18 protein-coding genes are annotated in these 25,407 nt (G+C 60.9%); 14 read left to right on the top strand and 4 right to left on the bottom strand.

Annotated features, from left to right (window positions below; genetic code table 11):
- Positions 1-152 precede the first annotated feature (152 nt).
- The 4 genes from QRN61_RS27460 to aceE all read right to left on the bottom strand — a co-directional run bounded on the left by QRN61_RS27460 (position 153) and on the right by aceE (position 9,412).
- Positions 153-2,849: a putative bifunctional diguanylate cyclase/phosphodiesterase gene (locus tag QRN61_RS27460; RefSeq protein ID WP_285376422.1), complete on the bottom strand. Its 2,697-nt coding sequence runs from the start codon at positions 2,847-2,849 to the stop codon at positions 153-155.
- Between the two features lie 252 nt (positions 2,850-3,101).
- The gene (locus QRN61_RS27455; RefSeq protein WP_285376420.1) at positions 3,102-4,499 is read right to left on the bottom strand and encodes an alkaline phosphatase D family protein; all 1,398 of its coding nucleotides are present in this window, start codon (positions 4,497-4,499) and stop codon (positions 3,102-3,104) included.
- Positions 4,500-4,778: 279 nt separating this feature from the next.
- A complete protein-coding gene (gene aceF / locus QRN61_RS27450; RefSeq protein ID WP_027611362.1) occupies positions 4,779-6,755 on the bottom strand; it encodes a dihydrolipoyllysine-residue acetyltransferase in 1,977 nt (658 codons plus the stop codon).
- Between the two features lie 11 nt (positions 6,756-6,766).
- Positions 6,767-9,412, bottom strand: a complete 2,646-nt coding sequence (gene aceE / locus QRN61_RS27445) for a pyruvate dehydrogenase (acetyl-transferring), homodimeric type (protein ID WP_003220999.1) — start codon at positions 9,410-9,412, stop codon at positions 6,767-6,769.
- Positions 9,413-9,674: 262 nt separating this feature from the next.
- Between aceE and QRN61_RS27440 the strand changes: the two genes are divergently transcribed.
- The 14 genes from QRN61_RS27440 (at position 9,675) to QRN61_RS27375 (ending at position 25,406) form a co-directional block, all read left to right on the top strand.
- Positions 9,675-9,800, top strand: a complete 126-nt coding sequence (locus tag QRN61_RS27440) for a hypothetical protein (RefSeq protein ID WP_257012623.1) — start codon at positions 9,675-9,677, stop codon at positions 9,798-9,800.
- The gene (gene glnE, locus QRN61_RS27435) at positions 9,797-12,736 is read left to right on the top strand and encodes a bifunctional [glutamate--ammonia ligase]-adenylyl-L-tyrosine phosphorylase/[glutamate--ammonia-ligase] adenylyltransferase (RefSeq protein WP_285376417.1); all 2,940 of its coding nucleotides are present in this window, start codon (positions 9,797-9,799) and stop codon (positions 12,734-12,736) included. Before QRN61_RS27440 ends, glnE begins: the two co-directional genes overlap by 4 nt.
- 308 nt (positions 12,737-13,044) lie before the next feature.
- Complete coding sequence (gene waaF, locus QRN61_RS27430) at positions 13,045-14,079, top strand: lipopolysaccharide heptosyltransferase II (protein ID WP_047290935.1); 1,035 nt, start codon at positions 13,045-13,047, stop codon at positions 14,077-14,079.
- Position 14,080: 1 nt separating this feature from the next.
- Complete coding sequence (gene waaC, locus QRN61_RS27425) at positions 14,081-15,142, top strand: lipopolysaccharide heptosyltransferase I (protein ID WP_027611365.1); 1,062 nt, start codon at positions 14,081-14,083, stop codon at positions 15,140-15,142.
- Positions 15,142-16,263 (top strand): glycosyltransferase family 4 protein, encoded by a 1,122-nt coding sequence (locus QRN61_RS27420; protein WP_135294812.1) that lies wholly within the window; start codon positions 15,142-15,144, stop codon positions 16,261-16,263. The genes waaC and QRN61_RS27420 overlap by 1 nt, the downstream gene beginning before the upstream one ends.
- The gene (rfaP, locus tag QRN61_RS27415) at positions 16,264-17,070 is read left to right on the top strand and encodes a lipopolysaccharide core heptose(I) kinase RfaP (protein ID WP_285376413.1); all 807 of its coding nucleotides are present in this window, start codon (positions 16,264-16,266) and stop codon (positions 17,068-17,070) included.
- Complete coding sequence (locus QRN61_RS27410) at positions 17,070-17,804, top strand: lipopolysaccharide kinase InaA family protein (protein ID WP_097087069.1); 735 nt, start codon at positions 17,070-17,072, stop codon at positions 17,802-17,804. Before rfaP ends, QRN61_RS27410 begins: the two co-directional genes overlap by 1 nt.
- Positions 17,801-18,553, top strand: coding sequence for a lipopolysaccharide kinase InaA family protein (locus tag QRN61_RS27405; protein WP_285376411.1), 753 nt, complete (start codon positions 17,801-17,803; stop codon positions 18,551-18,553). The genes QRN61_RS27410 and QRN61_RS27405 overlap by 4 nt, the downstream gene beginning before the upstream one ends.
- Positions 18,553-20,004: a lipopolysaccharide kinase InaA family protein gene (locus QRN61_RS27400; RefSeq protein ID WP_285376409.1), complete on the top strand. Its 1,452-nt coding sequence runs from the start codon at positions 18,553-18,555 to the stop codon at positions 20,002-20,004. Before QRN61_RS27405 ends, QRN61_RS27400 begins: the two co-directional genes overlap by 1 nt.
- A gap of 213 nt (positions 20,005-20,217) precedes the next feature.
- Positions 20,218-20,553 (top strand): YceK/YidQ family lipoprotein, encoded by a 336-nt coding sequence (locus QRN61_RS27395; protein WP_096794733.1) that lies wholly within the window; start codon positions 20,218-20,220, stop codon positions 20,551-20,553.
- 5 nt (positions 20,554-20,558) lie between these two features.
- Positions 20,559-21,413 carry a DUF3800 domain-containing protein gene (locus tag QRN61_RS27390; protein ID WP_096794734.1) on the top strand — a complete coding sequence of 285 codons (855 nt, stop codon included), beginning with the start codon at positions 20,559-20,561 and terminating at the stop codon, positions 21,411-21,413.
- Between the two features lie 225 nt (positions 21,414-21,638).
- The gene (locus tag QRN61_RS27385; protein ID WP_007967355.1) at positions 21,639-23,396 is read left to right on the top strand and encodes a carbamoyltransferase family protein; all 1,758 of its coding nucleotides are present in this window, start codon (positions 21,639-21,641) and stop codon (positions 23,394-23,396) included.
- The gene (locus QRN61_RS27380) at positions 23,380-24,510 is read left to right on the top strand and encodes a glycosyltransferase (protein WP_027611372.1); all 1,131 of its coding nucleotides are present in this window, start codon (positions 23,380-23,382) and stop codon (positions 24,508-24,510) included. Before QRN61_RS27385 ends, QRN61_RS27380 begins: the two co-directional genes overlap by 17 nt.
- Positions 24,510-25,406 (top strand): antimicrobial resistance protein Mig-14, encoded by an 897-nt coding sequence (locus tag QRN61_RS27375; RefSeq protein ID WP_027611373.1) that lies wholly within the window; start codon positions 24,510-24,512, stop codon positions 25,404-25,406. Before QRN61_RS27380 ends, QRN61_RS27375 begins: the two co-directional genes overlap by 1 nt.
- Position 25,407 lies beyond the last annotated feature (1 nt).

The raw sequence follows: 25,407 nt of genomic DNA, 5'->3' as shown, positions 1-25,407 counted from the left end.
CCTCTCACCTCAGAGTTTATTCCCTTACTCAGACACAAGCGGGCTTGCTCGCGAATGCGGTGTGTCATTCAACATTTTCTCTGCTGACCCACCGCATTCGCGAGCAAGCCCGCTCCCACAAGGGGAGTTCGTCGAAAGGGTATCTATGGGGGCTACAGGCAGAGCGGGCCGCGCGGGTAGCGCTTGAGCGCCTGGATCAGCTCGGCGCCGGGGATCGGCCGGTCGAACAGGTAGCCCTGGCCGACGTCGCAGCGGTGGCGACGCAAAAACGCCAGTTGCTCGGCGGTCTCGATGCCTTCGGCCACGACTTTGAGTTTCAGGTTGTGGGCCATGGCGATCACCGCGGAGGTGATTTCCATGTCGTCTTGGTTGTCGGGGATTTCGTGGATGAAGCTGCGATCGATCTTGATGATGTCGATCGGGAATTTCTTCAGGTAGCTGAGCGACGAGTAACCGGTGCCGAAGTCGTCCATGGCCAGGGTCAGGCCCAGACGCTTGAGCTGGTCGAGCTGCAAGTGGGTGTCTTCGGTGGCTTCCAGCAGCAGGCCTTCGGTCAGCTCCAGTTCGAGCAGGTTGGCCGGCAGCGCTTCTTCCTTGAGGATGTTGGCGATGGACGCGACCAGATCCGGATCAGAGAACTGCTTCGGCGAGAGGTTGATCGCCACTTGCAGGTTGCCCATGCCCGCCGCGGTCAGCGCCTTGCTCATGCGGCAGGCCTGACGCGCAATCCACTTGCCGATCGGAATGATCAGGCCGGTCTCTTCGGCAACGCTGATGAACTGGTCCGGGCGGATCATGCCGCGCTCCGGGTGGTTCCAGCGCAACAGCGCTTCCATGCCCAGCAGGCGACCGCTGCGCAGGCACAGCTTGGGCTGGTAGAACACGTCCAGCTCATTCTGGGTCAGGGCGCGGCGCAGGTTGTTCTCGACGAACAGCTTGTAACTGGCCTCGGCGTTGAGTGCTTCGGTAAACACCTGGACCTGGTGTTTGCCGTTGGCCTTGGCCTTGTGCAGGGCCAGACCGGCGTTGCGCATCAGGGTCTGCGGATCGCGACCATGCAGCGGCGCACAGGCCAGGCCCACGGAGCCGGTGACACTGATCAACTGGTTGTCGACGAACATCGGTTTGTCGAGGGTCGCCAGTAATTGGTTGGCGATCTGTTGGCCGGTGACGAGGTCGGTGTCGTCGAGCAGCACGGCGAATTCGTTACTGGCGAAGCGCGCGAGGCTGCCACTCGGGCTGAGGCTGTTGCGCAGGCGTCGGGCGAGGCTGATCAACAACTTGTCACCGGTCTGGTGCCCGAGGCTGTCGTTGATCCGTTTGAAGTTGTCGATGTCCACCAGCAGCAGGCTGATCGGCGTATCGCTGTCGCGGGCGAAGCGTTCGTCCAGATTGCGGATAAACGCCGGGCGGTTGCCGAGGTTGGTCAGGTTGTCGGTGTAGGCCAGACGCTCGATGCGCTGTTGCGCCAGTTTGGTCTGGGTGATGTCTTCGTAGATGCCGATGTAGTGCGTCAGCTCACGGTTGTCGCCATACACCTTGGAGATCGACAACTGGCCCCAGTACGGTTCGAGGTTTTTGCGCCGGCTCTTGAATTCGCCCTGCCAGCTGTTGCTCTTGGCCAGCGCCGAGGGCGCGTCGAACAGCAGCTCGCTGAGGTTCTCCAGCGCCGGCAGTTCCGACAGGCGCTGGCCGTGGACTTCCTCGGTGGAATACTGGGTGATCGCGGTGAAGCTCGGGTTGACGTACTCGACCACGCCGTCGCAATTGACCAGCAGAAAGGCGTTGGCACTTTGCTCGACCGCACGCTGGAACAGGTGCAGGGCGCTGGTGGCGGTGCGGCGGTTGTGGTTGTTGATGACCTGGGCGAACTGGTCGGCCAGCTCACCGGCAAAGGCGATTTCGTCGGACTGCCAGGCGCGGGTGACGCCGGTCTGCTCCAGACAGAGCACGCCGACCACCTGGCCGTCGACGCGGATGCTGGCGTCGAGCATGGCGTTGACGTCACGCGGGCGCAGGGCTTCGGCCATCTCACGGGTGCGCGGGTCGCGCATCGCATTATGCGCGTCGATGGCGCGGCTGCCGTGCAGCGCTTCCATGTAGTCGGGGAAGCCGCTGATGTCGATCACTTCCGGCAGGATGTATTCCTGCGTCGCGCGGTGATACGCGGAAATCGGCACCAGCAGATTGCCTTCGAGGTTCCACAGGCTGGCGCAGTCGATTTCATAGATATCGCAGGCGCAGCGGGTGATCAGTTCGGCGGCTTCCTGCAGCGAGTTGTGGCTGCTGTAGCGCTGGCGGGCGAGCAGCAGAATCAGATCCTGCTGGGCGCGTACGCGATCGAGGTGCTGCAGCTGTTCCTGCTGGGCACGCTGGTTGAGTTCGAGGGCGATCTGCAGGCGCGAGTTCTGGGTTTCGAGGTCAACGGACGGCAGCGTCGGCGCTTCGTCGAACACGTTATCGACTGCCAGCAGATAACCGCGCAGCAAGTGTCGATTGTGCTGTTTATAGGCTTCGCCGAGTTCGAGGATGCTAAGCACGCCCGCAGCGGTGTGCAGGGTGTAGCGCACCAGATAATGCGGGCTGTCGCGCAGTTGCTGCTGGATCGCGTCGTGCAACTGATAGCGCGCTTCAGGCTCCATCAGGCTGGCATACGGTGAACCGACCAGTGCACAGAGCTCAACGGCCGGCTGGCCGAACTGGCGTTCGCAGTTGGGATCGAGAAACAGCATCGCCCAACTGGCTTCATTCAAGCGCTCGAAACGCAGCATGCCGAGCCGCGAGGGCACAGGCAACTGCGTCACTACCTCGGCCGCCATACGGCTGGCGGCATCGGGTTGGCTCTTCATGAAGGAACTCGCTTGGAAATATGCTGAACGCGCCGGGCTCTCGCCCTCTTTACTGTTGCCTGCGGCAAGGTTGCATCATTGCGGCACCGACTGACAAGAGAGATGAAGGCCAAGTGCTATAAGAATGTGTCGGCCGCTCGGGGCATTTCTCCAGTGGGTGGTTGAAAAGAGCAAAAGATCGCAGCCTGCGGCAGCGCCTGCAGGGATATACGATGTCCTTCAGGAGCTGCCGAAGGCTGCGATCTTTTAGATTCAACGTAATTTCAGGCTGAGCGATTGCAGCTTCTTGCCATCTCGATCATGGTAATTGATCAAAATCTGATCAGCCTCGACCACTACATGGGCGAAGTTGTCTTCGCTGACCACAGTGCTGGTCAACTCATGTTGATAGTCACCCGCCGCCGTGCGCGCCAGCGGTTGATCGAGGATGAACGTCGACGCCTTGGCATAGGGCAACAGCTTGCTGTTGCACAGCGGCGAGGAAACGATGGTGTGGACTTCGAAATCCGGGTCTTCGCTGTGGGTCAGGCGCGAGGTCAGCGAGCCGTGCACGTCGCCCGAGACGAATACGACATTCCTGATCTGTCGGGTGCGAATGGTTTCCAGCAGACGCAGGCGCTGCTCCGGGAAGGCTTTCCAGGCATCGTCGCCGTGCAGTTTGCGATCCGGATAGAACATCACGCTGGTGACCACGAATTTGACCCGTGCCTTGCTGTTGCTCAGCCAGGCGACCAAGGCCTGTTCCTGCTCGCTGTCCAGGATGCGTCGATCATCAGCAGCCAGGTTGCGCCGAGTGCGGCTATCAGTGACAAACCATTCAATATCGCCATCGCTGAACTGATACCAGTAATGCGCCAGTTTCGAGTGATCGATCTCGCCATCAACTGTTAGTTCATGTGTTGGACTATGACTGGCTTGATACAACTCATACGCCGCCATTGCATTGCGATATAACTCATGATCGGACTTGCTGGCGTTCGCCGGCCAGTTGTCTTCAATTTCGTGATCGTCGAGGATCATGTAAGTCGAAGTGCCGGACATCAGCCGCTGAATATTCGGTTGCGAGAAGGCCGCGCGGTATTTATCGAGGATGTCCTTGTACTCGCGATCCGGGGCAATCAGGTTGAGGTCGTCGACATAGATCTGGTCTCCGGTCATCAGGGTGGCGCTGATCGGCGGCTCGGCGCCTTCGATCAACTGATTGATCGAGGCGAATATACGGTCGCCAAATTGGGGCAGGGAAGCAATGCCGGCGGTCATGCGCAGGTAGCGACAGGAGCCGATGATGTAAGCGCGTGGCTGCGCGGCGTCGCTGGCACGGGTGCGAAAGCGGTAGATCTCGCGCGGCCATTGCAAAGGCAATTCGGCGATGCTCTCGACGGTATGCACCGGGCTCATGGGGCTGAACCAGCCCACTTGGTATTCATACTCGCAATGGCTCTCCAGGTCATTCAATGAAAAGACCTGGCAAAAATCGCGCAATGCACTTAAACGGGAAAAAAGGCTATTTGACCATTGATTGCTGTCGCGCTTTCGATAACGCAGGCCGGCAAATGTGGTGGCGTTGTTTTGCGAGTCGCCGCGCATGAAGATGCGTGCGTGATTAGTTGTTGTATGGCCAATAATCGGGCCGACAGTTGCTTTTAACATGTTCGAATCCGTTCGAATTGATACTTGAATAACGGTCAGTGTTTAGCAAGTTATTCGTTTAACTTGTGCCGCCAAGGTTAGTTGTCGGCGGATAAAAAATATCGGCGCGAAGTGGACTGGACTCGTGGCTTAAGTAGACCGAAGTTGTAGGAATAAAAGCGTTGTAACTTTTCTTCGGGCAAAAAAAGCCCCGTCAAACTGACGGGGTTGAGGTACGAGCGTGTGGCGCTCGAAAACGTGGAACGCAATCGGCCCTCCGTTGCCGGAGGGCCGAACGCTTTACAGCAGGATGGTGCGGATGTCGCCCAGCAGGCTGCCCAGACGCTGGGTGAAGCGTGCAGCAGCAGCGCCGTTGATCACGCGGTGATCGTAGGACAGCGACAGTGGCAGCATCAGTTTCGGCTGGAAGGCTTTGCCGTCCCAGACTGGCTGAATGGTTGCCTTGGAAACACCGAGGATCGCCACTTCCGGCGCGTTGACGATCGGCGTGAAGCCGGTGCCGCCAATGTGGCCGAGGCTGGAAATGGTGAAGCAGGCGCCTTGCATCTCGTCCGAAGAGAGCTTCTTGGTACGGGCTTTTTCAGCCAGCGAAGCAGCTTCTGCGGCCAGTTGCAGCAGGCTCTTCTGGTCGACGTTCTTGATGACCGGTACCAGCAGGCCATCCGGGGTGTCGACCGCGAAACCGATGTTGACGTACTTCTTGCGAATGATCGCCTTGCCGCTTGGCGCCAGCGAACTGTTGAAGTCCGGCAGCTCCTTGAGCAGGTGCGCGCAGGTCTTGAGCAGCAGCGGCAGGATGGTCAGCTTGACGCCGGCCTTCTCCGCGACGGCTTTTTGCGCAACACGGAAGGCTTCCAGCTCGGTGATATCCGCCGAGTCGAATTGCGTCACGTGCGGCACGTTCAGCCAGCTGCGGTGCAGGTTGGCGGCGCCGACCTGCATCAGACGGGTCATCGGCACTTCTTCGATTTCACCGAAGCGGCTGAAATCCACGACCGGGATCGGCGGGATGCCCGCGCCACCGGTTGCGCCGCCAGCGGCCGGTGCTTCCTTGGCCTTCTGCATCATCGCCTTGACGTAAACCTGCACGTCTTCCTTGAGGATGCGACCGTGCGGACCGCTGGCGCCAACGGCGCTCAGCTCGACGCCGAACTCACGGGCCAGTTGACGTACGGCAGGGCCAGCGTGAACTTTGGCGCCAGGCTTGGCTGGAGCAGCAACCGGAGCGGCAGCAGCAGGTGCAGCGGCAGCCGGAGCAGCAGCGGCTGGCGCCGGAGCGCTAGGAGCAGCGGCGGCAGCTGGAGCCGGGGCAGCAGGGGCAGCAGGGGCCGCGCCTTTGACTTTCAGCTTGAGGATCAGGTCGCCGGTACCGACTTCGTCGTCCAGCTTGATGGAAATGCTTTCCACCACGCCAGCGGCAGGCGATGGGATTTCCATGCTTGCCTTGTCGGATTCCAGAGTGATCAGCGACTGGTCGGCTTCAACGCTGTCGCCAGCCTTGACCAGGACTTCGATGATCTTGGCCTTGCCGGCCGAACCGATGTCCGGAACGTGGATGTCCTGAACGCTGTCAGCCACTGGAGCAGCCGGGGCTGCCGCAGAAGCAGGCGCAGCGGCAGCGGCCGGCGCAGCAGCCTGAGCCGGAGCGGCCGCAGCAGGCGCCGCAGCCCCCGCCACTTCCAGATCCAGAATCAGGTCGCCAGTGCCGACTTCGTCGTTGAGCTTGACGCTGATGGCCTTGACCACGCCCGCGGCAGGCGACGGGATTTCCATGCTCGCCTTGTCGGATTCCAGGGTGATCAACGATTGATCAGCCTCGACGGTGTCGCCGACCTTGACCTGGATCTCGATGATCTGCGCCTTGCCCGACGAGCCGATGTCCGGCACGTGCACTTGCTGTACCGAAGCGGCAGCAGGGGCAGCAGGGGCAGCGGCTGGCGCGGCAGCAGCAGGAGCGGCAGCCGGTTTGGCTTCAGCTTTTGCAGCCGGTGCAGCAGCAGGTGCAGGGGCCGCTTGCGCGGCGCCCTCGACTTCCAGCTCAAGCAGTTCGTCGCCTTCTTTCAGGCGGTCGCCCAGCTTCACTTTCAGGCTCTTGATGACGCCGGCTTTCGGGGCCGGCACTTCCATGCTGGCCTTGTCCGATTCCAGAGTCAGGATGCTCTGGTCGGCTTCGATACGGTCGCCGACCTTCACAAACAGTTCAATTACTTCACCTTCACCGCTGCCGATGTCAGGTACGCGAATGAGTTCGCTCACAAAATGTCTCCTCAGCAGTCCAGTGGGTTGCGTTTTTCCGGGTCGATGCCGAACTTGACGATGGCCTCGGCCACGACTTTAGGTTCGATATCACCACGGTCAGCCAGTGCTTCCAGGGCTGCCAACACCACGAAATGACGGTCGACTTCGAAGAAATGACGCAGTTTCTTGCGGCTGTCGCTGCGGCCGAAACCGTCGGTGCCCAGGACTTTGAATTCCTTGGACGGTACCCACTGACGGATCTGCTCGGCGAACAGTTTCATGTAGTCGGTAGAGGCGATCACCGGACCCTTACGGCCGCTCAGGCACTCTTCAACGTAGCTCTGCTTAGGCTTCTGGCCAGGCTTCAGGCGGTTGCTGCGCTCTACGGCCAGGCCGTCGCGACGCAGTTCGTTGAAGCTGGTAACGCTCCATACGTCAGCGCCGATGTTGAACTCTTCACGCAGAATCTTCGCCGCTTCACGTACTTCACGCAGGATGGTGCCGGAGCCCATCAGTTGTACGTGATGCGCCGCATCGCGGGTGTCTTCTTCGAGCAGGTACATGCCTTTCTTGATGCCTTCTTCGGCACCGGCCGGCATGGCTGGCTGCTGGTACGACTCGTTCATCACGGTGATGTAGTAGAAGATGTCCTGTTGTTCTTCGGTCATCTTCTTCATGCCGTCCTGAATGATCACCGCCAGCTCGTAGCCGTAGGTCGGATCGTAGGTGCGGCAGTTCGGGATGGTCGCGGCCAGCAGGTGGCTGTGACCGTCTTCGTGCTGCAGGCCTTCACCGTTCAGGGTGGTACGGCCGGCGGTGCCGCCGATCAGGAAACCACGGGTACGGCTGTCGCCAGCGGCCCAGGCCAGGTCACCGATACGCTGGAAGCCGAACATCGAGTAGAAGATGTAGAACGGCAGCATCGGCTGGTTGTGGCTGGAGTACGAAGTACCGGCAGCGATGAAGGAGCTCATGGCGCCCGCTTCGTTGATGCCTTCTTCAAGGATCTGACCTTTCTGGTCTTCCTTGTAGAACATCACCTGGTCTTTATCGACTGGCTCGTAGAGCTGGCCGACGGAGGAGTAGATGCCCAACTGACGGAACATGCCTTCCATACCGAAGGTACGGGCTTCGTCCGGGATGATCGGCACGATGCGCGGGCCGATTTCCTTGTCCTTGACCAGTTGCGCGAGGATCCGCACGAAGGCCATGGTGGTGGAAATTTCACGGTCGCCCGAACCATCGAGGATGGCTTTCAGGGTGTCCAGGTCCGGCGTCGGTACGCTGAAGCTCTGCGCGCGGCGCTGCGGTACGAAACCGCCCAGCGCGGCACGGCGCTCGCTCAGGTAGCGGGCTTCGGCGCTGTTTGGCTCTGGCTTGAAGAACGGCAGGTTCTCCAGCTCTTCGTCCTTGACCGGGATGTCGAAACGATCACGGAACAACTTCAGGCTGTCGACGTCGACTTTCTTGGTGTTGTGCGCAGTGTTTTTCGCTTCGCCGGCACCGGTGCCATAACCCTTGATGGTCTTGGCGAGGATGACGGTTGGTTGTTCTTTGTGGTTGACCGCTTCGTGGTACGCCGCATAGACCTTGTACGGGTCGTGGCCGCCACGGTTGAGTTTCCAGATCTCGTCGTCGGACAGATCGGCAACCATCGCCTTGAGTTCAGGCGTGTTGAAGAAGTGCTCGCGAACGAACGCGCCGTCTTTGGCTTTGTAGTTCTGGTACTCGCCGTCGATGACTTCGTCCATGCGACGTTGCAGGATGCCGTCGACGTCTTTGGCCAGCAGTGGGTCCCAGAAACGGCCCCAGATGACTTTGGTCACGTTCCACTGTGCACCGCGGAACACGCCTTCGAGTTCCTGGATGATCTTGCCGTTGCCGCGAACCGGGCCGTCGAGGCGCTGCAGGTTGCAGTTGATGACGAAGATCAGGTTGTCCAGCTTCTCGCGGCCGGCCAGGGAGATCGCGCCCAGGGATTCCGGCTCGTCGCACTCGCCGTCGCCCAGGAAGCACCAGACTTTCTGTTTGCCCGGCTGGATGAAACCGCGGTGTTCCAGGTACTTCATGAAGCGTGCCTGGTAGATCGCCTGGATCGGACCCAGACCCATGGATACGGTCGGGAACTGCCAGAAGTCAGGCATCAGCCAAGGGTGCGGGTAGGACGACAGGCCCTGACCGTCGACTTCCTGGCGGAAGTTGTTCATCTGGTCTTCGGTGATGCGGCCTTCCATGAATGCACGGGCGTAAACGCCTGGCGAGGTGTGGCCCTGGAAGTAGATCAGGTCGCCGCCGTGTTCGTCGGTCGGGGCCTGGAAGAAGTAGTTGAAGCCGATGTCATACAGGGTCGCGCTGGAAGCGAAGCTGGAGATGTGACCACCCAGGTCAGAATCTTTCAGGTTCGTACGCATTACCATGGCCATCGCGTTCCAGCGTACCAGCGAGCGAATGCGGCGTTCCATGAACAGGTCGCCAGGCATGCGTGCTTCGTGGGTTACCGGGATGGTGTTGCGGTAAGGCGTGGTGATGGCGTAAGGGAGCTGCGAACCGCTGCGGGTCGCCAGTTCACCCATACGGGTCATCAGATAGTGAGCACGGTCTTCGCCTTCTTTGTCGAGAACCGATTCCAGGGCGTCCAGCCATTCCTGGGTTTCGACGGGATCGAGGTCTTGCATGGCTTGCTCCAGGGCGGAAAGGCTTCCAGAATCGGTTGCCTGAGTTTGCGACTGGCCTTGTGGGCAGACGATTTAAAATTCTTGGATTGCCGACAGGTTGTTCCGGCGGCGTGTAGTTTTACTACAAATCTTTGAGCATTTCAGCCTTTCGCCTGTATAGACGAGTAGTAAAACTACAGAGGAAAGGCTTGTGGCCTCCGACTGCGTTGTGAGAATAATCGTTAAGGTTGGTCGATTACCATCCGAAAAAGGTGAAAGTTTGATGCTGGATGCCAAAGAAGAAGAAATTTCAGCTATTTCTAACTTTTGTTCGACAGTCCTTCACGTAGCGGGTTTTCATCAAACACTACAAGCGGCCATTTACACGCCGATCAAGGATAGACCATGACCCTGCCCGTGCTTGCCGAACTCCCCGCCATTCTCCTGCCGTTGGTCACTCGATCCGAGCAGTCGTTCCGTACGGCCGTCGCCGCGCTGGAAGACGATCACGGCTTCTCCAACTGGACCCCGGAACGCTGGGCGCAATTCGCCCGCGTCAGTGCCGCCAGCGATTTCGTTATTGAACAGAGCGTTCGTGACCCTTTGATGTTGTTGTCACTGGTGCAGTCCGGCGAACTCGACCGGCCGTTCGCACCGGGTGAATTGTGCGCGCAGATTGCCGCCGCCGTGAACACCGCGCAAAGCGAAGACGAACTCGGGCGCGTCCTGCGCCGCCAGCGCGCTCGGCATCAAGTGCGGATCATCTGGCGTGACCTCAACCGCCAGGCCGATCTGGTGCAGACCTGTCGCGATCTGTCGGACATGGCCGACGCCACCATCGATCAGGCCTACCAATGGCTGTACAGCCGCCATTGCCAGCAGTTCGGTACGCCGACCGGTCGGCGCAGCGGTCTGCCGCAGCAGATGGTCATTCTTGGTATGGGCAAGCTCGGCGCGGTCGAGCTGAACCTGTCGTCGGACATCGACCTGATTTTCGCCTACCCCGAGGGCGGCGAAACCGTCGGCGTGAAACGCGCGCTGGATAATCAGGAATTCTTCATTCGTCTCGGTCAGCGCCTGATCAAGGCCCTCGACCCGATGACCGTCGACGGCTTCGTGTTCCGCGTCGACATGCGCCTGCGCCCGTACGGTTCGTCCGGCGCGCTGGTGCTGAGCTTCAATGCGCTGGAACAGTATTACCAGGATCAGGGCCGCGACTGGGAACGCTACGCGATGATCAAGGCGCGGGTGGTGGCTGGCGATCAAGCGGCTGGCGCGCAGTTGCTCGATATGCTGCGCCCGTTCGTTTACCGCCGTTACCTGGACTTCTCGGCGATCGAAGCGCTGCGCACCATGAAGCAGCTGATCCAGCAGGAAGTGCGGCGCAAAGGCATGGCCGACAACATCAAACTCGGCTCCGGCGGGATCCGCGAAGTCGAGTTCATTGCCCAGGCTTTTCAGTTGATTCACGGCGGGCGCGACCTCAGCCTGCAACAGCGTCCTCTATTAAAGGTGCTGAGCACGCTGGAAGGACAGGGCTACCTGCCGCCGGCGGTGATCAGCGAGCTGCGCGAAGGTTACGAATTCCTGCGTTACACCGAACACGCGATCCAGGCGATTGCCGACCGCCAGACCCAGATGTTGCCGGACGGCGCTCAGGATCAGGCGCGTATCGCGTTCATGCTCGGTTTTGCCGATTGGCAGGCCTTCCACGAAAAGCTGATGTTCTGGCGCGGTCGCGTGGCCTGGCACTTTGCGCAGGTGATCGCCGATCCCGATGAAGAAGAGGGCGCCGACTGCGAAGTGGTGGTGGGCGGTGAGTGGTTGCCGCTGTGGGAAGAGGCGCAGGATGAAGAGGCCGCTTGCCGGCAGCTCGAAGAGGGCGGCTTCGCCGATGCGACCAAGGCCCTGAAAGCGCTGGCGAGCCTGCGTGGCAGTCCGCAATTGCGCGCGATGCAGCGGCTGGGTCGCGAGCGTCTTGATGCGTTTATCCCGCGCCTGCTGGCCCAGGCGGTGGAGCATGACAACCCGGATCTGGTGCTGGAGCGGGTGCTACCGCTGGTCGAAGCGGTCGCCCGACGTTCGGCCTATCTGGTGTTGCTCACGGAAAACCCCGGTGCCCTGCGACGCTTGCTCACCCTGTGCGCGGCCAGTCCGTGGATCGCCGAGCAGATCACCCGTTTCCCGCTGCTACTCGATGAATTGCTCAACGAAGGCCGGCTGTTCAAGCCGCCCCTGGCGCCGGAACTGGCTGCCGAATTGCGCGAACGCCTGACGCGGATTCCCGAAGACGACCTCGAACAGCAGATGGAAGCCCTGCGTCACTTCAAACTGGCGCACCGCTTGCGCGTCGCTGCCTCGGAAATCGCCGGCAGCCTGCCGTTGATGAAAGTCAGCGATTACCTGACCTGGCTGGCCGAAGCGATTCTCGAGCAAGTGCTGGCGTTGGCCTGGCGTCAGACGGTGGCCAAGTACGGCACGCCGCTGCGCACTGATGGCACCCTGTGCGATCCCGGCTTCATCATTGTCGGTTATGGCAAAGTCGGCGGGCTGGAACTGGGGCATGGTTCGGATCTGGATCTGGTGTTCATCCATGACGGCGATCCGCAGGCGGAAACCGACGGGCCGAAGCCCATCGATGGCGCGCAGTTCTTCACCCGGCTGGGGCAGCGGATCATTCACTTGCTGACGGCGCAGACCAACTCCGGCCAGCTGTATGAAGTGGACATGCGTTTGCGCCCGTCCGGCGCGTCGGGGCTGTTGGTCAGCTCGCTCGGTGCTTTCGAGCGCTATCAGGAAAATGAAGCCTGGACCTGGGAACATCAGGCTCTGGTGCGGGCGCGGGTGCTGGTCGGCAGTCAGGATGTCGGTCAGGCGTTCGAGAAAGTCCGTGCGCAGGTTTTGGGCAAGGCGCGGGATCTGGCCAAGCTGCAGCAGGAAGTCAGCGAGATGCGTGCCAAGATGCGCGATAACCTCGGCAGCAAGAGCACGGCGGCCGGTACCGCGGCAAATGCCTTCGAGGCCACGGCGCCGTTCGACCTCAAGCAGGACGCCGGAGGTATCGTCGATATTGAATTTATGGTGCAATACGCGGCCCTGGCGTGGTCGCACAGCCACCCGCCATTGCTGCGCTGGACCGATAACATCCGCATTCTGGAAGAGCTGGAACACGAAGGGCTGATGCCTGCCGAAGATGCCAGCCTGTTGCGTGAGGCCTATAAAGCCTACCGCTCCGCCGCCCACCGACAGGCCTTGCAGAAGGACGCCGGGGTGATTGCAGGCGACCAGTTTGTCGAGGAGCGCCGGCAGGTATTGCGGATCTGGAAAGAGTTGGGGCTAAGCTGAAGCGCGCCAGTGAAGGCAATGAGATTCAAAAGGTGGGAGCGAGCCTGCTCGCGAAGGCGGTCGGTCGGCCAGCATGGATGTTGAATGTGCTGGCCCCTTCGCGAGCAGGCTCGCTCCCACAGTGATCTGCGGTGAGTCGCAGATGTGTGAACAGAGGCAAAACCATGTGGGAGCGAGCCTGCTCGCGATAGCGGAGTGACAGTCGACAGTCATGTTGAAGGTAATGACCCATCGCAAGCAGCGCCGCTCCCTCAGTGATTCTCGAGGCGGGGAGGCATTGGCCTCCCCGGTTCGTTTATGGAAACCACATGAATATTCTGATCGTTGGGCCCAGTTGGGTCGGTGACATGGTGATGGCGCAGACACTGTTTCAGTGTCTCAAGCAGCGCCACCCGCAATGCGAAATCGACGTGCTGGCCCCCGAGTGGAGCCGGCCGATCCTTGAGCGCATGCCTGAAGTGCGCAAGGCCTTGAGCTTCCCGCTCGGCCATGGCGCACTGGAATTGGCCACTCGACGGCGAATCGGCAAGTCCCTGGCCGGCCAGTACGATCAGGCGATCCTGCTGCCGAACTCGCTGAAATCGGCGCTGGTGCCGTTTTTCGCCGGCATCAAGCAGCGTACCGGCTGGCGTGGCGAATTCCGCTACGGCCTGCTCAATGACGTGCGCACGCTGGATAAAGAACGTTATCCGCTGATGATCGAGCGCTTCATGGCGCTGGCTTACGAGCCGAACGCCGAGCTGCCGAAGCCTTATCCGCGTCCGAGCCTGCAAATCGATCCGGTGACCCGCGAAGCGGCGCTGGCCAAGTTCGGCCTGACTCTGGACCGTCCGGTGTTGGCCCTGTGCCCCGGCGCCGAGTTCGGCGAATCCAAGCGCTGGCCGTCCGAGCACTACGCCAAGGTTGCCGAAGCGCGGATTCGCGAAGGCTGGCAGGTGTGGCTGTTCGGCTCGAAAAACGACCACGCGGTAGGCGAAGACATTCGCGCGCGGCTGATTCCCGGCCTGCGTGAGGAATCAGTCAACCTCAGCGGCGGTACCTCGCTGGCCGAGGCCATCGACCTGCTGTCCTGCGCAGACTCGGTGGTGTCCAACGACTCCGGCCTGATGCACGTTGCGGCGGCGCTGAACCGTCCGCTGGTGGCGGTCTACGGCTCTACGTCACCGGGGTTCACCCCGCCGCTGGCCGAGCACGTCGAAATCGTTCGTTTGGGACTCGATTGCAGCCCGTGCTTCGACCGTACCTGCCGGTTCGGCCATTACAACTGCCTGCGCCAGCTGATGCCGGACGCGGTCAACGATGCCTTGCAGAAACTGCAGGGCTCCGTGGTCGAGGTTCATTAAGTTGCGGGTATTGCTGATCAAGACTTCATCGCTGGGCGACGTGATTCACGCGTTGCCGGCGCTGACCGACGCGGCCCGGGCCATCCCCGGGATCAAGTTCGACTGGGTGGTGGAAGAAGGCTTCGCCGAGATCCCGACCTGGCACCCGGCCGTCGGCAAGGTGATTCCCGTGGCGATCCGTCGCTGGCGCAAGAACCTCTGGCAGACCATCAAGAGTGGCGAGTGGAAGCGCTTCAAGCAAAGCGTGCGCGCCAGCCAATACGATCTGGTGATCGACGCTCAGGGCCTGCTGAAAAGCGCCTGGCTGACGCGCTACGTCAAAGCCCCGGTAGCTGGTCTCGACAAAGGCTCGGCGCGTGAGCCGATTGCCGCACGTTTCTACGATCGCAAACTGGCGGTGGCCCGTGGGCAACACGCCGTCGAACGGGTGCGTCAGTTGTTCGCCATCGCCCTTGGTTATGACCTGCCCAAAGGGTTGGGCGACTACGGCCTCAACGTCGAGCGTCTGGTGGAATTGCCGCGCAAGAGCGCGTTCGTGGTGTTCCTGCACGGCACCACGTGGGACACCAAGCACTGGCCGGAAGCCTACTGGCGCGAGCTGACCGAACGCGTCGGCTATCTGGGCGTCGGGGTCAAACTGCCGTGGGGCAACCCGCTGGAGAAGGCCCGTGCCGAACGGATTGCCGCTGGCTTCAAGCACGCCGAAGTGTTGCCGAAGCTGAATCTGGCCGGGGTCGGCAAAGTGCTGGCCGGCGCCCAGGCTTGCGTCGCGGTGGACACCGGCCTCGGCCATCTGGCGGCCGCGCTGGACGTGCCGACGATTTCCCTGTTCGGCCCGACCAACCCGGGCCTGACTGGCGCCTACGGCAAGGTGCAGATTCACATGGCCAGTGATTTCCCCTGCGCCCCTTGCCTGCAAAAGAAATGCACTTACCAACCGACCGCGCAGGATGCCCGTCAGTTTGACCTGAAACGCGAGCAGCCGCTGTGCTTCACGCGTGTGAATCCCGAGCGTGTCGCCAGCCGACTGAGCACGTTGTTAATGGCTGAGGAGCTGCGCTGATGCAATTGGCTTTTGTTCTGTACAAATATTTCCCGTTCGGTGGCTTGCAGCGCGACTTCATGCGCATCGCCCTCGAATGCCAGAAGCGCGGCCATCAGATCCGTGTCTATACGCTGATCTGGGAAGGCGACGTGCCGCCCGGTTTCGAAGTGCTGGTGGCGCCGGTCAAGGCGTTCTTCAATCATCGGCGCAACGAGAAACTCACGGCGTGGATGGAAGCGGATCTGGCCAAGCGTCCGGTGGACCGCTTGATCGGTTTCAACAAGATGCCGGGGCTGGACGTCTACTACGCCGCCGACGGCTGCTTCGAAGACAAGGCGCAGAACCTGCGCCATTCGCTGTACCGCCGCTGGGGCCGCTACCGCCACTTCGCCGAGTACGAGCGCGCGGTGTTCGCCAAAGACGCGAAAACCGAAGTGCTGATGATTTCCGAAGTGCAGCAGCCGCTGTTCATCAAGCACTACGACACGCCATTGGAGCGCTTCCACCTGCTGCCGCCGGGTATCGCCCAGGATCGTCGCCGGCCGGCGGATGCCGACCAGATTCGCGCCGGTTTCCGCGCCGAATTCAGCCTCAAGGACGATGAATTGCTGCTGGTGCAGATCGGCTCCGGGTTCAAGACCAAGGGCGTCGATCGCAGCCTCAAGGCGCTGGCTGCACTGCCCGCCGAGCTGAAGAAGCGCACCCGGCTGTTTGTAATCGGCCAGGATGACCCCAAATTGTTCCAGATGCAGAGTACGACTTTGGGCCTGGGCGACAACGTGACCTTCCTCAAGGGTCGCAGCGATATCCCGCGCTTCCTGCTTGGCGCCGACCTGTTGATCCACCCGGCGTACAACGAAAACACCGGCACAGTATTGCTCGAAGCGCTGGTCGCCGGGTTGCCGGTGCTGGTCAGCGCGGTCTGCGGTTACGCCCATTACATTGCCGAGGCGGACGCCGGGCGAGTGCTGGACGAGCCGTTCGATCAGGCGCAACTGACGCAGTACCTGACTGACATGTTGAATGACGACGCTGCACGCGCGGCCTGGAGCCGCAATGGTCTGGCTTTCGCCGAGACGGCCGACCTCTACAGCATGCCGCAGCACGCGGCCGATGTGATTCTGGCGGAGCACGCTTAAATGAAGTTGATGCTGGCTGAACCGTTCAAGAGCCTTTGGGCCGGGCGCGACCCGTTCGCCGAAGTCGAAGGCTTGCAGGGCGAAGTCTACCGCGAGCTGGAAGCTCGACGGACTCTGCGCACGGAAGTCGACGGCAACGGATTTTTCGTCAAGATCCACCGGGGCATCGGCTGGGGCGAGATCTTCAAGAACCTGCTGACCGCCAAGCTGCCGGTGCTCGGCGCGGGTCAGGAGTGGAAGGCAATCCAGCGTTTGCAGGAAGTCGGGGTGCCGACCATGACCGCCGTGGCTTACGGCGAGAAGGGCAGCAACCCGGCGGATCAGCATTCGTTCATCGTCACCGAAGAGCTGGCGCCGACCATCAGCCTCGAAGACTTCAGCATCGATTGGGTCAAGAACCCGCCGCAGCCGAAACTCAAGCACGCGCTGATCGCTGAAGTGGCGCGCATGACCGGCATGATGCACCGCGCCGGGGTCAACCACCGCGACTGCTACATCTGCCACTTTCTGCTGCACACCGACAAGCCGATCACCCCGGACGATTTCAAGCTCTCGGTGATCGACCTGCACCGCGCCCAGACTCGCCCAAGAATTACTCAACGCTGGCGCAACAAGGACCTGGCCGCGCTGTATTTCTCGGCGCTGGACATCGGTCTGACCCGTCGCGACAAGCTGCGTTTCCTCAAGGGCTACTTCCAGCAACCGCTACGGCAGATCCTGGCGCAAGAAGCGCCGTTGCTGAGCTGGCTCGAAGGCAAGGCCAACAAGCTTTATGCGCGCAAACAGCGTTACGGGGATGCGCTCTGATGGCGGGTTGGACGCTTGAACCGCAATACAGCGAACTGGCCGAAGATTTCGGCAGCCTCGAAGCGGTGTTTGCCCTGCAGGGCGAGCGCCTGACCCGTGACCCTCTGTCCGAAGTCATCCGCGTGCAGCGCAACGGCGTGAATTACTACGTCAAACGCTACGTCGGCGCCGGTAAAGGCTTGCGCCGTTACCTGGGCAAGCCCCGGGTGAAGATGGAGTGGCAGAACCTCAAGCGCTTCGCCAAGTGGGGCATTCCCACCGCCGAAGTGGTGGCCTGGGGCCTGGAGCGACGTGGCGCGGCCTATGCCCGTGGCGCCATGATCACCCGCGAGCTGCCGCGCACCGAAGACCTCTCGGCGCTGGCCGAACGCAACGATCCGAAACTCAAGGATCGCCTGTGGGTTGATGGCATCAGCCGCCAACTGGCCGGCTACACCCGAACCATGCACGATCACCGCTTTACCCATAACGATCTGAAGTGGCGCAATTTGCTGATCGACGATCAGGCGCAGCTGTTTCTGATCGACTGCCCGAATGGCGACTTCTGGCGCGGCTTTTGGCTCAAGTACCGGATCACCAAGGATCTGGCCTGTCTCGACAAGGTGGCCAAGTATCACCTGTCGAACACCCAGCGCCTGCGCTTCTACCTGCAATACCGCGGACGTGATCGGCTGAATGCCGCCGACAAGAAACGGATTCGCCACGTGGTGAGATTTTTCGAGGGACGCGAATGACTGATTTCCTGGCCGCTGAAGACCGGGCGCTGCTTGAGCGTCATGGCCTCGGCACTTTCGACGCGCTCTGGGCCAAACAGCTCGAAGCCGTGGACGAACCGAACACCGATGGCGGTGGCTGGAGCAGCGTGTTTCGCCTGGAGCTGGAAGGGCAGGCCTACTACCTCAAGCGCCAGAGCAACTACCTGACCCGCACCCTGCATGCGCCGTTCGGCGAGCCGAGTTTCGCCCGCGAGTTTCGCAATATCAGCCGCTACAACAAGTTGGGGATCCCGGCGCTGCAAGCGGCGTTCTTCGGTGAGCGCAAGGTCAAGGGCGAAGTCCAGGCGATCCTGCTGACCCGTGCCCTCGACGGCTGGGATGATCTCGACTCGTTGCTGCAACGCTGGTCCGAGCTGAGCACCGCGCAGCAATCGGCCATTCTCCAGGCCTGTGGACAGCTGGCGCGCCGGCTGCACGGCGTGCGTCAGGTGCACGGCTGCTTTTATCCGAAACACATCTTTTTGCAGGCTGATGGCGACGCCTATCGGGCGCAACTGATCGACCTGGAAAAGACCCGGCCCTTGCTGTTCGGCATGCGCGACCGGGTCAAGGATCTGGAGCCGCTGCTGCGTCGCGCACCGGAATGGAGCGAGGCGCAATTGCGCGAGTTGCTCGCGGCCTATCTCGATCAGCCAGTCGACAGTTCATTGGTCGACAGCTGGGTGACGCGCCTGACTGCACGGCGTAGTCGCAAGGAGACCCGTTGATGCGCTTGTCCGAACTGAAAAACGCCGGACGTACGCCGAGTCTGCCGCTGACAATCAGCCTCGCTGATGCGGCCGGTCCTGCGGATCTGCAGTTGCTCAGTCTGCTGCGGGTGTTGCCGGGGCAGCGCTATGTCGGTGCAGGGGTGTGGCGCGGGCGGCCGGTGCTGGCCAAATTACTGGTGGGCAGCAAGGCTGCGCGGCATTTTCAGCGCGAACTGGCGGGCGTCAAGTTGCTCGCCGAACAAGGTCTCACCACGCCGCTGTTGTTGGCTGATGGCCTGAAGGATGGCGAGGGCGGCTGGCTGCTGTTCGAGTTCCTCGAAGGTGCTGAAAGCCTCGGTGAGGCCTGGCAGAAAGTCGAATCACTGCCGGTGCTGGCGGACGAGCAATCGGCGGTACTCGCCGAGGCGCTGGGCGCGATCGGCCAACTGCATGGCAAAGGCCTGTGGCAGGAAGATCTGCACCTCGACAACCTGCTGCGTCAGGGCGGTCAGCTGTACCTGATCGATGGCGCCGGGATCTGCGCCGAGACCGCTGGCCAGCCGCTGTCGCGGCAGAAAGTGCTGGAAAACCTCGGGGTGTTTTTCGCCCAGTTGCCCAAGTCGCTGGAGCCGTTCACCGAAGAATTGCTGGTGTATTACCTGCTGAGCAACAGCGAGCACGCGTTGCCGCTGGAAGCCTTGCAGAAGCAGATCGCCAAGGTCCGCGCCTGGCGCCTGAAGGATTATCTGATCAAGGTGGGCCGCGAGTGCACGTTGTTCAGTGTGCGGCGCGGTGCGTTCGGCTTGCGGGCGATCCGTCGCGAGGAAGAAGCGGCGATGCTGCCGGTGCTGGATCAGGCCGATGCACTGCTCGATCAGGGCCATCTGTACAAGACCGGCGGCGCGGCGAGCGTCGGCAAGGTCGAAGTGGCCGGGCGTACGCTGGTGATCAAGCGCTACAACATCAAAGGCTTTGCGCACTGGCTCAAGCGTTTCTGGCGTCCGAGCCGCGCGTGGCACTCGTGGCGTGAAGGCAATCGTCTGGCATTCCTTGGCATCGCCACGCCGAAACCGCTGGCAGTGCTGGAAAAGCGCTTTTTGTGGTTGCGCAGCCGTGCCTATCTGGTGACCGAGTTCCTGCCGGGGCCGGACATCATCGAGCGCTTTGCGCCGTATGTGGAAAGCGGTGCGGCGCCGGAATCCGAGTTGCAGGCGCTGGATCAACTGTTCGCACGATTGATTGCCGAGCGCATCAGCCATGGCGACTTCAAGGGGCATAACCTGTTCTGGCAGGAAGATCGCTGGGCACTGATCGATCTGGATTCGATGTGTCAGCACAGCTCTGTCGGAAGTTTCGCAGCGGCCTATGCGCGGGATCGGGCACGGTTCATGCGCAACTGGCCCGAGAGCAGCGCGCTGTATCAGGTGATCGATCAGCGGTTGCCCAAGGACATCTCCAGCGCGGCCTGAGCCGCCTTCGCCAGTAGGCTGGCTCCCACATGGGATAGCATTCCCCTGTAGGAGTGAGCCTGCTCGCAACAGGGCTTTAAAGCCCCAAAAAACTCCCGTTGAGCAATAGCGGACAAACTGCACTGACTTGTCCTACAGCTTCTCCAGAAGCCATGAACTGTGCCCGCTCCAGCCCCGATGCTAGCTTGCCCTGACCACTTCGGAGGGCAAGACTTGACCATCAAAAACGCTTTAACACTCAGCACCTGCGCATGGCTTTTATCCGGCTGCGGCACCGCCGCCTCGGTCCTGCAAATGGACGCTGACGTCGCCCGCGACATGCGCAAACAGAAAACCTACTGCCAATCGATTCCACGGATCTACAGCGGTCTGGCGTTCGACTTCTGTGTGCTCCACGCGCCCCCTGACCCCTCCGGCGTCCTGGTGCCATTCGTGTTGCTGGACCTGCCATTGTCCGGGGTGCTGGATACGGTGGTGTTGCCGTATACGATTTATCAACAGGTCGTGGATGGCAATATCGGCATCTATTGGCGAACAGATCGCGGGTAACTTTTTTGCAATTTTCTCTGTTTGAAAACCAGAGCGAGTCGCAAGCGATTGTTGAAGCGGCAGCGCTCTTGTATCCGTCCGGGAGATACAGCGACTACATCGTCTATGTTGATGAAAGCGGTGATCAAGGGATGCAGAAGCTGGATCCCTATTACCCTATATTCGTGCTTGCTTTTTGCGTCTTTCAAAAAAGGCATTACTGCGAAAAGGTCATTCCGGCTGTCCAGAAATTCAAGTTCAACCATATGGGGCACGATCTGATCGTGCTGCATGAGCTGGAGATTCGAAAAGAAAAAGGAGCGTTCTCCAGCCTGTTCACTTCGAGAGTGCACAAGCATGCCTTTCTCGACGAATTGACCTGCATTATCGAGGCCATCAATTTTGTCCTGATCAGTTGCGTTATCGACAAGGCCTTGCTGCGCGAAAAGCAGGCATCTGCGGACAACCCCTACCACTTGGCTCTCGGCTTCTGTCTGGAAACGCTGCATGAGTTTTTGCAGGAAAAGCATCAACATAAAGTGTTAACGCATGTGATTTTCGAGCGGCGAGGCAAGCGGGAGGATAACGAGCTTGAGCTGGAGTTTCGCAGGGTTTGTGGCGGGTCTAACCGATTGGGGGTTCAACTGCCGTTTGACATCGTCTTCGCCACAAAACAAGTCAATTCCACCGGATTGCAGCTGGCTGATCTTGTTGCAAGGCCGATCGGCATGAGTGTTTTGAGGGCGGGTCAGGAAAATCGCGCGTTTGATGTGCTCAGGCGCAAGTTCTATTGCAGCGGTGGGCGGAATAAAGTTGGGAAAGGTTTCGAGAATTGGGGGTTGAAGGTTTTCCCTCCCCCAGAAAGCGAAAAGCCCCGGTGATCTCACCGAGGCATTAGCGCCGACCGGGATCCCCCAGCCCATTTGCACGGAAGTCTATGTTGAGAGGCTCGGGAGTGTCAACGCAAAGGCCGGCCAGTTCCGCTAGAGGCTTGTCGGCGCTTTTACGCTATAATCCCGCCCTTTAGCTGTCTCTCGCCCGGTGCGAGGGCACATCAATTTTCGAGGCGCATCGCGCCTGAATGCAGACTAAAGAGGCTAGACCCTGTGGCATTGACGATTCTTGGCCTGTCCGGCGCCCTTAGCCATGACCCTTCAGCCGCCTTGTACATCGACGGCAAGCTGGTGGCGGCGGCTGAAGAAGAGCGCTTCGTCCGCGATAAGCATGCAAAGAACCGCATGCCCTACGAATCGGCGAAGTTCTGCCTGGAACAGGCCGGTATCAAGCCGTCCGACGTTGACGTGGTGGCGATTCCGTTCGCCCCGATCAGCCTGTTCGGCAAGGCCCGCTGGCACTATGCCAAGCGTTACTGGTACGCACCGGATCGCGCCCTCGATGCGATCCTGATGGGCAACCGTCGCTACAAGCGCTATCGCAACAAGATCGTCTGGTGCCTGGAGCAACTGGGTTTTGATCCGAAGAAGATCAAGATCGAGCCGGTCGAGCACCACCTCGCTCACGCCTCCAGCGCCTACCACTGCTCGGGTTTCAAAGAGAAAACCGCGATCCTCGGCATCGACGGCAAGGGCGAGTACGCCACGACCTTCTTCGGTTATGGCGAAAACGGCAAGATCCACAAGATCAAGGAATTCTTCGATCCGGACTCCCTCGGCGGCCTGTACGGCGCGATCACCGAGTTCCTCGGTTTCGAGATGCTCGACGGCGAGTTCAAGGTCATGGGCATGGCGCCGTACGGCGACGCCAGCAAATATGACTTCTCGCGTCTGGCCTCGTTCGAGAACGGCGAACTGGTGATCAACACCGACTACGCCAACGTGATCGGCCTGCGTCGCTATAAAGAGAAGGGCAAAGGCTTCTACTTCTCGCCGAAGCTGATCGAGTGGCTGGGTCCGAAGCGTGAAGGCGATATCGCCGACGAACCGTACATCCACTACGCCGCCAGCATGCAAGCGCTGTTCGAGAAACTGGCGTTGCAGATGATCGATTACTACCTGGGCGATGTGCTCAAGGAAACCGGCAAGCTGGCCTTCGCCGGTGGCTGCGCGCTGAACGTCAAGCTGAACCAGAAAATCATCGCCCGCGATGACATCAAGGAACTGTTCGTCCAGCCTGCGTCCGGCGATGCCGGCACCGCGGTCGGCGCAGCAGCCTATGTGTCCCACGCCCGTGGCGTGCCGGTCGAGAAGATGGAACACGTCTACCTCGGCCCGTCGTACAGCAACGAAGACGTGATCGCCGCGTGCGCCCGTCACGAGAACAAGCCGACCTGGCGCAAGCTCGACAACATGCCGGAGCAGATCGCCAAAATCATGGTCGATGGCAACCCGGTGGCCTGGTTCCAGGGCCGTATGGAGTTCGGTCCGCGTGCACTGGGCGGTCGTTCGATCATCGGTTGCCCGAGCGTGGCCGGTGTGGCTGACCGGATCAACCACCAGATCAAGTTCCGCGAGCGCTGGAGGCCTTTCTGCCCGTCGATGCTCGACACCGTTGCACCGCAGATGATCAAGATCGATCACCCGGCGCCGTTCATGACCTTCACGTTCGAAGTGGCGGAAGAGTGGAAGACCCGCGTGCCGGAAGTCGTCCACGAAGACGGTACTTCCCGTGCCCAGGTGCTGAAGCGCGAATACAACCCGCGCTACTACGACATGATGAAGGCGCTGGAAAACCTCACCGGCAACGGCGTGTCGCTGAACACCTCGCTGAACCGTCGTGGTGAGCCGATGATCTGCTCGCCGACCGACGCCCTGAACATGTTCTTCGGCTCCGATCTGCAGTACCTGATCATGGAAGACATTCTGGTGGTCAAAGAGGGCGCAAACGCTTATGACTCGCTCGGCTGAACGCCATGTGCTGCAGTTCTGTCACGGCTATGACGGGCCGTTCCTCGACTGCGCACGGCAGTACGCCAGCCTGTTCGCGGGCACCGGTTATCGGGTGACCACGGTCTTTCTGACCGGGGCCGCCGATAGCGAGGTGGCCGCAGCGTGTGCTTCCGATGAAGTGTTGTTCATGGAATACAGCTCCAAGGCCATTCGTGGCCTGAAGCTGGGCGCCATCGGTGATTTGCGCAAGATCGCCGCTTCACGCAATTTCAGTTTCTGCATCGCCCATCGCTTCAAGCCGATCTACATCGCCTTGCTCGGCACGTCGCTGCCGGTGATTGGCGTGCACCACGCGTTTGACGATTACAAACGCGGCACGCGCAAGCTGTTCGCGCACATTTTCCGCAAGCGTCTGAGTCTGCTCGGTGTGTCCGACGCAGTGCGCGACGACATGCGGCGCTGCCTGCCGAAATGGCCGTCGACCCGCATCCAGACCTTGTACAACCGCATCGATGTGCCGGCCTTGCAGGCCAGTCAGGTGTCGGCCCGCGAGGCCCGCGAGACCCTGGGGCTGGCGGCGGATGCGTTCATTGTCGGCAACGTCGGTCGGCTGCACCCGGACAAGGATCAGGCCACCTTGCTGCACGGTTTTGCCGCGGCATTGCCCGGTCTGCCGGGCAACAGTCAACTGGTGATTCTCGGCAAGGGCCGTCTGGAGCAGGATCTCAAGGAGCTGGCCCGGGAGCTGGGCATCGGCGATCGTGTGTTGTTTCTCGGTCAGGTGCCGGACGCGCGCAATTACTTCCGCGCCTTCGATGTGTTTGCCCTGAGCTCCGATCACGAACCGTTCGGCATGGTGCTGCTGGAGGCCATGGCGGCCGGCGTGCCTTTGCTCGCCACTGCCTGTGGCGGGGCCAAGGAAGTGGTCGAAGGTGTAGGGATTCTGTTCCCGCTGGGCGATGCCGAACATCTTGCACAAGGCCTGCAACATTTGGCCGGTATGGATGATCAGCAGCGCCGGCAGTGCGCCGAGCTGATGCTCGATCGCCTGCGTGAGCGTTTCTCCGACCGTGCGGTGCGCGACACCTTCTGGCGTCTGCCGCAAGTTACCGATCTGGCACCGAGGGGCTGATGCTCAACCGATTTCAAGGCTGGCGCGAACGTGGCTGGTCGCCCGTTGACGCCTCCACCTATGCCAGCGCCTGGCAGCGTTTTGGCGGCAGCGTCGCGACGCATCCTTTGGTAGTCGAGCGTCTGGCTGATCTGGCCGGCATCCCGGTGCGCTATCTGGCGTGGGAGCAGGACGGTGAAGTCAAAGCGGCAATCCCGACCTGGGGCCGCGACCTGGCCCTGTCCAAGGACGTGCTTAAGCGCAACGGCAAGAAAGGCCTGTTCGACCTCGGCAATGCCGAGCTGATCCTGCCGGCCGCCGTCGATGCCCAGGCACCGTTGCGCCATCGCGCACGCTATCTGTCGGCTCTCAACGAAAACCGCTTCAGCGGCCTCAAGTTGCAGACCGAACAACTGGCCATGGCCCGCACCCCCGAAGAACTGTCGAAGAAGTTCCGCTACAACCAGCGCCGCGAACTGCGCCTGCTGGAGGAGGCGGGTGGCGTGGTGCGTCCGGTTGCCGAGTTCTCCAGTGCCGAACTGGCGGCGATCTACTGTGATCTGTTCCAGCGCCGCTGGGGCTTCCCGGCCACCGGCGCGGCGCGCATGGCCGAAGTCATCGAGCTGCTGCGCGAACTGCTGATTGGCTCGGTGATCTACCTCAATGATGCGCCGATCGCCATTCAACTGGTGTACCGCGTCGAAGCGCCGGAGTGGATCAGCGTCGAGTACATCAACGGCGGCGTCGATCCCGAAACTCGCGAGTTCAGCCCCGGCAGCGTGTTGAGCTTCCTCAATACGCAAAGCGCCTGGGAACACGCGCGCGCCCTGAACAAGCCGCTGCGGTTTTCCTTCGGTCGCGCCGACCGTGAATACAAGGATCGCTGGTGCAATCCTGTGCCGGTGTTCACCGTATGAG

Origin of the sequence: Pseudomonas sp. lyk4-TYG-107, from assembly GCF_030209055.1 — a bacterium.
Classification (GTDB): Bacteria; Pseudomonadota; Gammaproteobacteria; order Pseudomonadales; family Pseudomonadaceae; genus Aquipseudomonas; species Aquipseudomonas putida_A.
The sequence above is the reverse complement of the archived record's forward strand: the minus strand, read 5'-3'. Positions and strand labels throughout refer to the sequence as shown.

Excerpts from the sequence above, each read along its gene's own strand:
- waaF (WP_047290935.1), top strand. The coding sequence starts at position 13,045 with ATGAATATTCTGATCGTTGGGCCCAGTTGGGTCGGTGACATGGTGATG.
- rfaP (WP_285376413.1), top strand. The coding sequence starts at position 16,264 with ATGAAGTTGATGCTGGCTGAACCGTTCAAGAGCCTTTGGGCCGGGCGC.
- glnE (WP_285376417.1), top strand. The coding sequence starts at position 9,797 with ATGACCCTGCCCGTGCTTGCCGAACTCCCCGCCATTCTCCTGCCGTTG.
- QRN61_RS27400 (WP_285376409.1), top strand. The coding sequence starts at position 18,553 with ATGCGCTTGTCCGAACTGAAAAACGCCGGACGTACGCCGAGTCTGCCG.
- QRN61_RS27455 (WP_285376420.1), bottom strand. The coding sequence starts at position 4,499 with ATGTTAAAAGCAACTGTCGGCCCGATTATTGGCCATACAACAACTAAT.
- QRN61_RS27410 (WP_097087069.1), top strand. The coding sequence starts at position 17,070 with ATGGCGGGTTGGACGCTTGAACCGCAATACAGCGAACTGGCCGAAGAT.
- QRN61_RS27375 (WP_027611373.1), top strand. The coding sequence starts at position 24,510 with ATGCTCAACCGATTTCAAGGCTGGCGCGAACGTGGCTGGTCGCCCGTT.
- QRN61_RS27440 (WP_257012623.1), top strand. The coding sequence starts at position 9,675 with ATGCTGGATGCCAAAGAAGAAGAAATTTCAGCTATTTCTAACTTTTGT.
- QRN61_RS27405 (WP_285376411.1), top strand. The coding sequence starts at position 17,801 with ATGACTGATTTCCTGGCCGCTGAAGACCGGGCGCTGCTTGAGCGTCAT.
- QRN61_RS27380 (WP_027611372.1), top strand. The coding sequence starts at position 23,380 with ATGACTCGCTCGGCTGAACGCCATGTGCTGCAGTTCTGTCACGGCTAT.
- QRN61_RS27420 (WP_135294812.1), top strand. The coding sequence starts at position 15,142 with ATGCAATTGGCTTTTGTTCTGTACAAATATTTCCCGTTCGGTGGCTTG.
- QRN61_RS27460 (WP_285376422.1), bottom strand. The coding sequence starts at position 2,849 with ATGAAGAGCCAACCCGATGCCGCCAGCCGTATGGCGGCCGAGGTAGTG.
- aceE (WP_003220999.1), bottom strand. The coding sequence starts at position 9,412 with ATGCAAGACCTCGATCCCGTCGAAACCCAGGAATGGCTGGACGCCCTG.